The organism is Indiicoccus explosivorum (genome assembly GCF_002167005.1).
Classification (GTDB): Bacteria; Bacillota; Bacilli; order Bacillales_A; family Planococcaceae; genus Indiicoccus; species Indiicoccus explosivorum.
This window is the reverse complement of the sequence record NZ_NHTN01000026.1, coordinates 25,622-38,017: the sequence shown is the minus strand read 5'-3', so window position 1 is coordinate 38,017 and position 12,396 is coordinate 25,622. Positions and strand designations below refer to the sequence as shown.

Annotated in this window: 13 protein-coding genes and 1 other annotated feature (1 of these 14 running past the window's edge); all 13 genes read left to right on the top strand. The window is 58.4% G+C overall.

Annotated elements, in window-relative coordinates:
* Nucleotides 1-11 precede the first annotated feature (11 nt).
* Complete coding sequence (locus tag CCE92_RS09260) at nucleotides 12-1,670, top strand: GspE/PulE family protein (RefSeq protein ID WP_175578088.1); 1,659 nt, start codon at nucleotides 12-14, stop codon at nucleotides 1,668-1,670.
* Entirely contained in the window at nucleotides 1,654-2,718 is a 1,065-nt protein-coding gene (locus tag CCE92_RS09255; protein WP_420913233.1) for a type IV pilus twitching motility protein PilT, read from the top strand. The genes CCE92_RS09260 and CCE92_RS09255 overlap by 17 nt, the downstream gene beginning before the upstream one ends.
* A gap of 1 nt (nucleotide 2,719) precedes the next feature.
* Entirely contained in the window at nucleotides 2,720-3,931 is a 1,212-nt protein-coding gene (locus tag CCE92_RS09250) for a type II secretion system F family protein (RefSeq protein WP_088007244.1), read from the top strand.
* Between the two features lie 134 nt (nucleotides 3,932-4,065).
* Nucleotides 4,066-4,512 carry a prepilin-type N-terminal cleavage/methylation domain-containing protein gene (locus tag CCE92_RS09245; protein ID WP_088007243.1) on the top strand — a complete coding sequence of 149 codons (447 nt, stop codon included), beginning with the start codon at nucleotides 4,066-4,068 and terminating at the stop codon, nucleotides 4,510-4,512.
* 31 nt (nucleotides 4,513-4,543) lie between these two features.
* Nucleotides 4,544-5,482 (top strand): type IV pilus biogenesis protein PilM, encoded by a 939-nt coding sequence (gene pilM / locus CCE92_RS09240; protein ID WP_088007242.1) that lies wholly within the window; start codon nucleotides 4,544-4,546, stop codon nucleotides 5,480-5,482.
* A 3-nt stretch (nucleotides 5,483-5,485) separates the two neighbouring features.
* Entirely contained in the window at nucleotides 5,486-6,214 is a 729-nt protein-coding gene (locus tag CCE92_RS09235; protein ID WP_088007241.1) for a PilN domain-containing protein, read from the top strand.
* Nucleotides 6,207-6,887 (top strand): pilus assembly protein PilO, encoded by a 681-nt coding sequence (locus tag CCE92_RS09230; protein ID WP_088007240.1) that lies wholly within the window; start codon nucleotides 6,207-6,209, stop codon nucleotides 6,885-6,887. Before CCE92_RS09235 ends, CCE92_RS09230 begins: the two co-directional genes overlap by 8 nt.
* 41 nt (nucleotides 6,888-6,928) lie before the next feature.
* Nucleotides 6,929-7,681, top strand: coding sequence for a prepilin peptidase (locus CCE92_RS09225; RefSeq protein WP_088007239.1), 753 nt, complete (start codon nucleotides 6,929-6,931; stop codon nucleotides 7,679-7,681).
* 357 nt (nucleotides 7,682-8,038) lie between these two features.
* The gene (locus CCE92_RS09220; RefSeq protein WP_088007238.1) at nucleotides 8,039-8,647 is read left to right on the top strand and encodes a Maf family protein; all 609 of its coding nucleotides are present in this window, start codon (nucleotides 8,039-8,041) and stop codon (nucleotides 8,645-8,647) included.
* Nucleotides 8,644-9,330 carry a RadC family protein gene (radC, locus tag CCE92_RS09215; protein ID WP_088007237.1) on the top strand — a complete coding sequence of 229 codons (687 nt, stop codon included), beginning with the start codon at nucleotides 8,644-8,646 and terminating at the stop codon, nucleotides 9,328-9,330. The genes CCE92_RS09220 and radC overlap by 4 nt, the downstream gene beginning before the upstream one ends.
* Before the next feature lie 76 nt (nucleotides 9,331-9,406).
* Nucleotides 9,407-10,426: a rod shape-determining protein gene (locus CCE92_RS09210; protein WP_088007271.1), complete on the top strand. Its 1,020-nt coding sequence runs from the start codon at nucleotides 9,407-9,409 to the stop codon at nucleotides 10,424-10,426.
* Nucleotides 10,427-10,438: 12 nt separating this feature from the next.
* Nucleotides 10,439-11,326, top strand: a complete 888-nt coding sequence (gene mreC, locus CCE92_RS09205; protein ID WP_088007236.1) for a rod shape-determining protein MreC — start codon at nucleotides 10,439-10,441, stop codon at nucleotides 11,324-11,326.
* Complete coding sequence (mreD, locus tag CCE92_RS09200) at nucleotides 11,323-11,850, top strand: rod shape-determining protein MreD (protein WP_088007235.1); 528 nt, start codon at nucleotides 11,323-11,325, stop codon at nucleotides 11,848-11,850. Before mreC ends, mreD begins: the two co-directional genes overlap by 4 nt.
* A gap of 486 nt (nucleotides 11,851-12,336) precedes the next feature.
* Nucleotides 12,337-12,396 (top strand) — a sequence feature (ribosomal protein L21 leader region) (it continues 19 nt past the right edge of the window).

The following is a 12,396-nucleotide window of genomic DNA, read 5'->3' as shown; positions in this document are numbered from 1 at the left end:
CGTGCAGGACGATGGCGATCATACGGAGACGGCTCGGGGACATCCTCCTCGAACAGGGACTGATCACGGATTCCCAGCTGAAAGACACGCTGGATGACAAAGGGAACGACCAGAAGTTGGGTGATGCGCTGCTGCAGCGGGGACTCATCACCGAACAGCAGCTGATCGAGACGCTCGAGGTGCAGCTCGGCATCCCGCATGTCTCGCTGTTCCGCTACCCATTCGATCCGAATTTATTCAACGTGGTGCCGAAGGAATTCGCCAAGCGGAACATGCTCGTTCCGCTGAAAACCGAAGGCGACAAGCTGTACGTCGCCATGACCGATCCGATGGACGTCATTTCAATCGACGACCTCCGGCTGATCACCGGGTTCCAGATCGAGCCGTCCATCGCGGCGAAAGACGACATCCAGAAGACGATCACGAAATTCTACGAAGAAGAATCGTACGACGACATGCTCGACGAGCTGCCGGAAATCTCCAAAGAGCAGACCGACGAACTGATGGACATGGACGCGCCAATCGTCCGGCTCGTCAACCAGCTCCTGTCAAATGCCGTCACGCAGAAAGCGAGCGATGTGCACCTCGACCCGCAGGAGAACCGGGTCGTCGTCCGCTACCGGATCGACGGCACGCTCCGCAACGAACGGACGCTGCCGAAAAGCATGCAGGGCATGATCATCGCCCGCATCAAGATCATGGCGGACCTCGACATCACGGAACACCGGGTGCCGCAGGACGGCCGCATCAAGACGCTCGTCGACTTCCGGCCGATCGACCTCCGGGTGTCGACGCTGCCGACCGTGTTCGGCGAGAAAATCGTCATGCGGATCCTCGACTTGAGCAACAACTTGACCGACATCTCGAAGCTCGGGTTCAATTCGCTGAACCTCAAGCGTTTTATGAATGAAATCGAGAAACCGAACGGCATCGTGCTCATCTCGGGCCCGACCGGTTCCGGGAAGTCGTCCACGCTGTACGCGGCGCTCGGCAAACTGAACGACGAAGAAGTGAACATCATCACCGTCGAAGACCCGGTCGAGTATCAGCTTGAAGGCATCAACCAGATTCAGGTGAATTCGAACGTCGGGCTGACGTTCGCCGCCGGGCTCCGGTCGATCCTCCGGCAGGATCCGGACATCGTCATGGTCGGGGAAATCCGGGACAAGGAGACGGTCGAAATCGCGATCCGCGCGTCGCTCACCGGCCACCTCGTGCTGTCGACGATCCACACGAACGACTCGATCGCCTCGGTCACGCGGCTCATGGACATGGGTGTCGAACCGTTCCTCGTGACGGCATCCCTCAACGCGGTCGTCGCGCAGCGCCTCATCCGGCGCGTATGCCGTGACTGCCGGGAAGTGCACGAACCGACCGTGCGCGAGCGGGAAATCTTCGCCAAGCGCGGGCTGGAGATCAACGAAATCGTCCGGGGCGCCGGCTGCCCGCAATGCAACATGTCCGGCTACAAAGGCCGGATGGCGATCCACGAAGTGCTCGTCGTGACGGATGAAATGAAATCGGTCATCAACGCCGGCGGATCGGCGGCGGACATCCGCAAAATCGCGATCCAGGACGGAACGATTTTCCTCATCGACGACGGGCTCATGAAAGTCCAGGAAGGCATTACGACTACGGAAGAGGTGCTGCGCGTTGCAATCGCCGATTGAGCAAGTTCAGAAGAAACTGGATATTGATGAATTGCTGGGCGCGGCGTCCGACCTCGGGACGTCCGACATCCACATCACGGTCGGCGTGCCGCCGATCTTCCGGGTGCACGGCCAGCTGAAGCGCTACGGGGAACAGCCCGTCACGCCTGAACTATCGGAAGAGATCGCCCGTCAGATTTTGCCTGAGAAGATGTGGGACGCTTTCACCGAGCGCGGCGAGATGGACTATTCGTACGCGGTCGCCGGCAAAGGACGCTTCCGGGTCAACACGTTCCATCAGCGCGGCTCCATGTCGCACGCGTTCCGGACGATCCCGAGCGAAATCCCGACCGTCGAACAGCTTCAGATGCCGCAAGTGCTGAAGACACTGGCGGAAACGCACCAGGGGCTCATCCTCGTCACGGGTCCGACCGGTTCCGGGAAATCGACGACGCTCGCCGCCATGATACGCCACATCAATGACGAACTGTCGAAGCACATCATCACGCTCGAAGACCCGATCGAGTATCTACACCGGCACGGCTCGTCGATCATCGACCAGCGGGAAGTCGGCTTCGATACGCAGTCGTTCGCGAACGGTCTGCGCGCGGCGCTCCGGCAGGATCCGGACGTCATCCTCGTCGGCGAAATGCGGGACTTGGAGACGATCTCGACCGCCATCACGGCGGCTGAGACCGGCCACTTGGTATTCGCGACGCTCCACACATCGAGCGCCGCATCGACGATCGAGCGGATCATCGACGTGTTCCCGAGCGCGCAGCAGTCGCAAGTGCGGACGCAGCTCGGCGGCACACTGAAAGCGGTCATCTCGCAGCGGCTGTTGCCAACCGTCGACGGGCGGGGAAGGCGCGCGGCGACCGAGATCATGATCAACAATCCGGCAATCGCCAACCTCATCCGCACAGAAAAAGTGCACCAGATTCCGAACGTCATCATGACGAACCGGGCGATGGGCATGCATATGATGTCGACGAGCGTACAGGAACTGTTGACGCGCGGCCTGATCACGCGGCAGACCGCCCAGCCGTATTTGGAAGGGGAGGAATAATATGGCGCGATTCCAGTATGAAGGGCGCGACCACAAACGCGTCCGGGCGGGCGTCATCGCCGCCGACAACCGGCGTGTGGCGGTCGAGCAGCTGCGCGGTCAAGGCATCCGGGTCACCGACATCCGGGAAGCGAAAGAGACGGCGCTCCATAAGGACATCCAAATCGGCGCGCCCGTCAAACGCGACCAGTTCATCATGTTCCTGCGCCAGTTCGCGACGCTCATGCGGGCCGGCGTGACGATCGTCAACGCCATCGAAATCTTGTCGCAGCAAGTCGAATCGAAGGGGCTGCAGAAAGCGCTCCATTCGGCAAGTGAAGACCTGAGGAAAGGGAATTCGCTATCCGATGCCTTTGCGAAGCATCCGAAAATCTTCGAACCGCTGACGCTGAATTTATTGAAAGCGGGCGAAATGTCCGGGAACATCGACGAAGCGCTCGACCGGCTCGCCATCCATTACGACAAAGCGTACCAGACGCGGCAGAAAGTCATTTCCGCAATGACGTACCCAGCAGTCGTCGGCGTCCTCGCCATCGGCGTCGTCATTTTCCTGCTGACGTCGATCGTGCCGATGTTCGTCGACATGTTCAACGACTTCGGCGGCGAACTGCCGGCCATCACCCGGTTCGTCATGGGCGCGAGCGAAGTCGTCCAGCAGTACTGGTACCTCGTCATGCTGACGGTCGTCGGCGTGGTCGTCGCTATCGCCATGCTGAAGCGGACGCCGCAAGGGAAAATGGCGATCGACACGTTCCTGCTGCGCATGCCCATATTCGGCAAAATCCTGAAAAAATCGGCGCTCGCCCGCATGATGCGCTCGCTCAGTTCACTGTTCACAAGTTCTGTGCCGATTCTCCAGGCGATGTCGATGGTCGAGAAAGTCGTCGGCAACGAAGTGATGGCGAAAGTCATCCGCGAATCGCGCGAGTCGCTCCATAAAGGGGGCTCCATGACCGAGCCGATGAAAAACCACTGGGCGTTCCCGCCGCTCATCCCGCACATGATCGCCATCGGGGAATCGACCGGCGCGCTCGATCACATGCTGTCAAAAGTCGCCGAATTCTACGAAAAGGAAGTCGAAGCGGAGACTGAGCGCCTGAAAGCGCTCATCGAACCGCTCATGATTGTCTTTTTGGCCACGTTGGTAGGAACTATAGTCCTAGCCATCATGATGCCGATGTTCGAGATGTTCGAGAACATAGACAAGATGTAATAAATAATTAACCTTTTTTTCTAAAAAAATAGAGAAAATTATTCAAAAAGGGCTTGCGCTTCGTGAATCATTTGATATAATCAAGTTGTACTGAAAAGTACTAAAAATTTAGAAAATTTGAGGAGGAAATGGGAATGAAAAAACTGCTTCAAAAGAGACTGAAAAACGAAAAAGGTCTCACACTGATCGAGCTTCTCGCCGTCATCGTCATTTTGGCCATCATTGCTGCGATTGCAATTCCAGCCATTGGGAACATTATTGAGAATAGCCGCCATAACGCAGCTCGTGCTGACGTACAGAATGTTCTTTCGGCTGCCAGCTTATACTACACAGAAACTGGTTCTCCTGACGGTGCAATTGCCGCAATTGGTAGTGCCACAGCTGCTCAGAATGTGTTAGGACCTTACCTTGATGATCCGGGTAATGTTACTGCAGCAACTGTTACAAAAGCAGCGGCAGGAAACACAATTACTGCTACAGTTACTACTCCGCAAGGAACTTATGCATTTCCAACCTTGACTAATAATCAACTAGGAAACTTAACAGCTGCTCAAATTGATGCTTACTTCACTGCAAATTAATTTCTCAAATGCCTAACATGGAGTTGATCCCATGAAACTCGCACCTTCATTCATGAACCGCCGAACGCGCGTCATGACGGTGACAATTGAAGAAGATGCAGTCCGCTGCGTCGAGCTGGAGTCGGTTGAACCGCTCCGGCTCGCCTTCTCGGATGAGCTGCCGCTGCCGCCCGGTGTAATGGACGGCGGCAGGGTGGTGGATCCTGAAGCGCTCGCGGCGGTACTGGATGAGGCGGCCGTTCATTGGAAGCTCTCCAAAAAATTCGTCCGGTTTCTTGCACCGGACGAATTTGTGGTTATCCGCAAAGTCCCGTACCCACGGGACGTGCAGACGGATGAGCTGAAAGGCCACTTCTTCATTGAAATCGGATCGACGCTTTTCTTGCCGTTCGATGACCCGGCGTTCGATGTGGTCCCTTATAAAACGAATGCGGAAGAACCGGAAGCGATTATCATCGCTTCGAAAGAATCGGTGTTGAAGCAGTACGAAGACGCCTTCGCGAAGTCGAAGATGAAGCCGCTCGTGGCCGACATTTCGCCGCTCGCGCTTTACCGGCTCGCTTATTTGCAGCACGGTTTCTCCGCTGATGAGCACATCATGCTCATCGATGTGTACAGCGATTCCATGACGGTGTCGATCTTCGGCGAGCATTTCCCGCTGTTCATGCGTCATGTCGATTTCAGTGCGGAAATGGTGGAAGATGAAACCGAAAAACTGGCCCTCGTGAACGTGGAATCGGAAAAAATCGCGAACTTTTACCGTTATAATATGCACAATGGAGATATCGGCGTCACGAAAGTGATCGTGAACGGCGATATCCGGGAGTGGGAAGGATTCAAGGAACTGATGGAGCGCCGTTTTTCGGTGCCGGTGTCGCCGCTCGTCGTCACGCCGATCCCATCCGATTCGGCTTCCGCCGTTCCCGCCCGTTTCAACCGCGCAATCGGACTGGCGCTGAAAGAGGTGTAGCACATGCTCGTCGACATTAATCTTCTGCCGCAGAAAGAGCGGGACCGGCCGGCCGTCGTCATCGCCGCCGCTTCCATCCTTCTGGCGGCGCTCCTCATCTGGATCACGCTGTTCTTCATGACGAACGGCGAAGAAAATCGGCAGCAGGCCCTCCAGGCGGAAAGCGCAGAGACTGCTGCGCTGCAGGCGGAACTGCGCGATCTGATTGCAGCGCGCTCCGGACTGAATGAAGAACAGCAGCTCGCCGCTACCGTCATGTGGGCGCAGGACTACCAGTACGATACGGTGCCGTTATTAGCGGAACTTGCGTCGTTGCTGCCGGAACGCGGATTCTTCGTCAGCTATTCGTTCGCCGGGCCGAACACGGCGACGCTGGAAGTACAGTTCGATAATACGCGGGAAGCGGCGTTTTATCTGACTCACTTGAAAAACTCGGAACTGCTCTCCGACGCGTCCCTTCTTTCCGTGCAGGGAGAAGAAGTCGGCGAAGAGGAAGAAGGAATGGATGAAGATGCGACGCTCGTCCTTCCGCGCTACGTCGCTTCGTATGAACTGACGTTCACCGATGACCGCATCCCAGCTGAAGGCGCCGCGGAAACACCGGTCGCTCAGCCGGTTGAGACACCGGCCGGAGAAACACCGCCGGCGGATGCGCCTGCAGAAGAAGCACCTGAAGAAGAACCGGCGGATGTAACGGAAACAGCGGAAGGGGCGGTGACAGCGAATGACTAGCCTGACAAAAAGCCAGAAAGAAAAAGGGCTCATCGTGCTGTCGCTGATCCTGCTCCTCGGCGTTGCCGCCTACTCCTACTTCATGATGTACAAGCCGGCGCGTGACGCACGTGTGACGGCGGAACAAACGCTCGAATCCGAGCGGGAAGTGGTCATCGCGCTTGAAGCGCAGCTCGCGGCGATTCCGAATACGGAACCGGTCAGTGCGCGCCTCCTCCAGCAGCAAGTGCCGGTCGAACCGCTCGCCGACCGCGTCCTCCTGCAGATCGAGCAGGCGGAAGTGATGTCGGAGACGGTTATCAACTCAGTCGAGTTTGCGCAAGGCCCGTTCGAGGTGCTGGCGCCTGCTGAGGGGGTCGAAAAGATCGAAGCACTGACGACAAGCGTTACGTTTACAGCGGATAATTACGCGGATATCGCGGAATTCATCACGGAAATCGAAAAGATGGAGCGCATCTTAATCGTCGACGGCATCGAGTTCTCTTCCTATGAAGAGCAGCTGGAGACGGCGTCCGAATTCGAACCGATGGATGTGACGCTCAGCTTCTCGGCGTTCTACCGCCCGGATCTCGTGGCACTCGAAGAAGCCGCCCCACAAGTGGACGCGCCATCACCGGCCGCGAAGCTGAACCCGCTGCCGATGAACGATGGCACAGACTTAAATAACGACTAAGACCGGCGCTCGCCGGTCTTTTTTAAAAGGTGTGTACTCTTATGGAAATCGCTATTGTATCGTTCGTATTCGTATTCGGACTTGTTTTCGGATCATTCTATAACGTGGCGGGTCTCCGCATTCCGGTCGGCGAGTCGATCGCGTTCCCGCCGTCGCACTGCACGACATGTGACCGGCGGCTGACGGCGGGGGATCTCGTGCCCGTGCTGTCGTTCCTCGCGCTCCGCGGCAAGTGCCGGTCGTGCGGCGAGAAGATCCGCTGGGTGTATCCGTTCATGGAATTCATGACGGCCGTGCTGTTCGCTTTGGCGTACGTCCAGTTCGGCTTTTCGCCTGAGTTTTTCGTCGCCGTGCTGTTTTTGTCGCTGCTCGTCATTATCACCGTTTCGGATATCGCCTATATGCTCATCCCGGATAAAGTGCTGCTGCCGCTCGGGGCGGTGCTGCTCGGACTCCGCCTGTTCATCCCACTCGATCCTTGGTGGGACGCGCTCGTCGGTGCAGCGGTCGGCTTCGGTCTTTTATTGCTCATCGCCATCGTGTCGAAAGGCGGCATGGGCGGCGGCGACATCAAACTGTTCTTCGTCATCGGGCTCGTCCTCGGCACGTACGGGACGCTGCTCACGCTGTTCCTCGCGTCGTTCATCGGCGCAGTCGCCGGCGTGATCCAGCTCGCGGCGACAAACCAGGGCCGCAAAACCCCGATCCCGTTCGGCCCGTGGATCGCCCTCGCCGCCGTCATCGTCTACTTCTGGGGCGAGCGGATGATTGCTGCCTACATCGGACTATGGTGAATTATTATTGACTGATGGAAGAAGAATAGACGTACATCAATGAAACGGAAGCGACAGGCGGCGACTCCTGCGGAAACGGCGGTCCAGGCGAGACCCTGCAGGTCGCAGAGCGACCGAAGCGGCTCGCGGACCGCCCCGCGGAAAGCGTCCGCCTGGAACGGACGTTTCACAAGCCCGGAGGGCACATTGCTAAAATTCTTTTTTCCTTCTTCCAGCTGCCCATCAGGCGGCTTTTTTTATGGGAAAAACCCGTTTTCCTCCATTTTCCGCCCGCAAAACCGCTGTTTTCGCATTTCCCGCACATTTTCCCTCCGCCCGCCTTTCCGTTAAAATCGACCGTAAAGGAGCTGAACCAGCATGAACTTCACAACTGACCACCACTTGATCCTCGCTTCGGCGTCACCGCGCCGCAGCGGACTGCTCGGCACCCTCGGTGTGCCATTCGACATCATCCCGAGTGCGGAGGAAGAACCCGAACCGTCGGGATTCCGCCGGCCGCTCGATTACGTCATCGCCGCTGCGGAACATAAAGCGCGCGACGTCTCGAAGCGCTTCCCGGGTGCCGTCGTCATCGGCGCAGACACGATCGTCGTCTACGAAGGCGAGATTTTGCGGAAACCGGAAGACGCGGAGCAGGCGCGCGCGAACCTCCAGCGGCTGTCCGGCGAGACGCATGAAGTGATCACCGGCGTCTGCATTCTCCACGGCAAAAAAGAGATCCCGTTCACCGTCCGGACGGAAGTGACATTCCGGGAACTGCCGCCGGAATGGATCGACAGCTACGTGCAGACGGAAGACCCATACGACAAGGCGGGCGGCTACGGCATCCAGTCGGATGCGAAGATCTTCATTGATTCCATCCACGGGGATTATTTCAACGTCGTCGGACTGCCGGTCGGGCGGCTCGCCTATCTCCTCGGCAGCTACGGGTTTATTCGGATGGAAGGAAAGGGTACGATAGGATGAACGGGGAACTGATGATCCGGGATGTCCACGTGGCAGACCGGCCGAGGGAACGGCTGATCCGGCAGGGGGCGATGAGCCTGTCGAACCAGGAACTGCTCGCCATCCTCCTGCGGACGGGGACGAAAGATGAATCGGTGCTGCAGCTCGCGAACCGCATCCTCCTTTATTTTGAACAGATCCACGAGCTGAAGGATGCGACGATCGAAGAGATGACGGCTGTGCGGGGCATCGGGGAAGCGAAGGCGGTGCAGATCCTGGCGGCGGTTGAGCTCGGCAGGCGGCTGTCACAGCAGCAAACCGGCACGAAGCATACGATCCGGTCGCCGAAGGACGCGGCGGATTACTTGATGGCGGATATGTCGTTTCTGAAACAGGAGCATTTCGTCGTGCTGTTTTTGAACATCAAGAATCAGATTATGCATAAACAGACGATTTTCGTCGGCTCACTCAACGCCTCGATCGTGCATCCGCGCGAAATCTTCCGCGAAGCTGTCCGGCGCTCGGCCGCATCGATCATTTGCGCGCACAATCATCCGTCCGGAAATCCGGCCCCGTCGCCGGAAGACATCGACGTGACGAAACGGCTGACGGAAGCCGGGTCGATCGTCGGGGTGGAACTGCTCGACCACGTCATCATCGGTGACCATCAGTTCATAAGCCTTAAGGAAAAGGGGTACATGTAGCACTTTTTCTTTCCCGTTCTTTCGACTATAATGGGTCGTAATTTGAAGTCGGCGTACAGAAGGGAAGATGGCCAAATTGTTCTGGATCGGTTCGAAAGACATTGGAATTGACTTAGGAACGGCGAACACGCTCGTTTACGTGAAGGAGAAAGGGATCGTCCTGCGCGAACCGTCAGTCGTGACGCGCAACATACATACCGGGGAAATCGTGGCGGTCGGCTCGGAAGCGCACCAGATGATCGGCCGGACGCCGAACACGCTCGAGACGGTCCGGCCGCTGCGTGACGGCGTCATCGCGGATTTCGATATGACCGCGGCGATGATCCGCCATTACATGAAGGAAGCGATCAAGCGGACGGGCGGTTCGCTCTGGAAGCCGAACGTCATGATCTGCGCGCCGTACGGCATCACGTCGGTCGAGCAGCGGGCGATCATCGACGCGGCGTACCAGGCGGGTGCGGGAAATGCGTTCACGATTGAAGAGCCGCTCGCGGCGGCGATCGGAGTCGGCCTGCCCGTCTGGGAACCTGCCGGCAGCATGATCGTCGATATAGGGGGCGGAACGACGGAAGTGGCGGTCGTGTCGCTCGGCGGCATCGTCGTGAGCGAATCGGTCCGTATCGCGGGGGACGCGATGGACCAGGCGATCATCACGTACATCCGGCGCAAGCACAACGTCATGATCGGCGAACCGACCGCGGAGCGCATCAAGATGGAGATCGGCAGCGCGCACGTCTACGGCCAGAACCGCGAGATGAAGATCCGCGGGCGCGATATCCTGACCGGCCATCCGCAGACCGTCACCATCACATCCGAAGAAGCGGCGGAAGCGATGAAAGATCCGGTGACGGCGATCGTCGAAGGCGTCAAGAAGACGCTCGAAATGACACCGCCGGAACTGTCGGTCGACATCCTCGAGCGCGGCATCGTCCTCGCGGGGGGCGGCGCGCTGCTGAAAGACCTCGACCGGTTCATTTCAGAGGAAATGGAGCTCAGCGTCACAGTGGCGGAATCCCCGCTCGACTGCGTGGCGATCGGCACCGGCCAGGCGCTCGACAATCTCCGTACCGTCAAGAAGCATTCCCGGCAAAGATAAGGAGGGCGCTCCATGCCTCGGTTTTTTTCGAATAAACGGCTGATCATTCTGCTCGTGGGAGTCATCATCCTCGTGGCGCTGATCGGCTTTTCGCTGCGCGACAGGGAGCGGGTGACCCTTCCTGAGCAGCTAATAAAAGATGCGGCGGGTGTCGGGCAGGAAGTGTTCTCGAAACCCGCCGGATTCGTCTCGGGCATGATCGGCCAAGCCGATCTGCTCCTCGACTCATATGCGGAGAACAAGCGGCTGAAAGCGCGTCTCGCCGATTACGCCGCCATCCGTTCGGAAGTGGCGGCGCTGCGGACGGAAAACGAAGAACTGCGCAAGGTGATCGGCAAGCAGGAAAGCCTCCGCGCATACAACCCCATCCAGGCGACCGTGATCGGCCGCAATCCCGACCAGTGGGAAGACCGCCTCATCCTCGATAAAGGCGCCAATGCCGGCATCGCGGAAAACATGGCCGTCATGACGGCGGACGGCCTGATCGGCAAAGTGACGCTCGTCACGCCGCTCACCGCCACCGTCGAACTGCTGACGAGCGCGGGGACCGATTACCGCGTCTCGGCGCTCGTCCAGAGCGGCAGCGGTGAAATCCACGGCCTCATCGAAGGATACGATGCGGAACGGGGCGAACTGCTCCTGAAGCGGATCCCGTCCGAATTCGACATCCAGCCCGGCCAGCAAGTCATCTCGAGCGGACTCGGCGGCATCTTCCCGAAAGGGCTCGTCATCGGGGAAATCACCGAAGTGACGACGGATGAATTCGCGCTGACGAAAATGGCGTACGTCAAGCCGGCGGCGGAATTCCCGATGCTCGACCACGTCATGATCGCGGACCGCATCGCGCCTGAAATCGAACCGGTCGAACTCCGGCCGGAAAGCGGGGAGGCGGCGGAATGAACCGGATCCTGATCCCGTTCATCTGCCTCGTGCTGTTTTTCATCGAACCGATCTTCAGCCTGTTCTCGCCGTTCGGGCCGGACGGCGGGCTGTTCATCATCCCGCGGTTCGTGCTCATTTTCCTCATGATGACCGCCATCTACACCGACCGGCTGCACGCGGTCATCTGGGCGTTCGTCTTCGGCGTCATGCACGACGTGTTTTTCCTGGACATCATCGGCCTGTACGCGCTGCTGTTCCCGGTGGCTGTGCTCGCGGCATCGTTCGCCGCGATGCGGGCGGACGAGCATCCGGTCGTCACGTCCGGCATCGGCTTCGCCGTGCTGCTGTTGTTCGAGGTCATCCTGTACTGGGTATTCTCGCTCATCGGCTTCACGGACATGGCGTTCGGCGCGTTTTTCACTGGCCGGCTCCTGCCTACCGCGGCAGTGAACGGCCTTCTCATGCTGGCGCTAGCGTTTGGCCTGTACAGCTACGAGTGGAAAGTCCGTAATTCGCGCTACGAAATCGGCTCGTTCCGGTGAATTCCGTATCGTAATCGGAATCTCCGCCCGCTTTCCGCGGACGAACGGATGAGCCTCCTCGCCGTCCGGCTGCGGGGTCTCATCCCGTTCGTTTTTCCGCTGGAAAGAGGATGGCCTCGTGTGAACAGGCCATCATCTTTGCGACGAGTAACCGGAGCGACGCAGGAGCAGATGTTTTCGGGCGGACTCCCTCTTGCTTTACGGGAGACCGATAAACTGAAGCCTTTTCTGTATTCTGCAGAACAGTGCCGAAAAGAGCGGCGACGCGGAACACGAGACGCCTGCGGGAAAAGCGGGACAGCCGAGACCCTGCAGGCCGCAAGGCGGCCGAAGCGGCTCGCGGACCGCCCGCGGCAAGCGAGTGTTTTGCGGCACAGCGATTGGTCACAGCGATTGATTCAGGAGAATCCTTCGTAAATATAGGTCTACGTGTTGACTATTGCCGCTAATTAGGATAGAATCTTACTGTTATGTTTGTAGCACCCCGTGCTACTGCAACCGCTCGAATCGGGTAGAAGCGTCCGCCATGCGCGGATCACCTGAGGA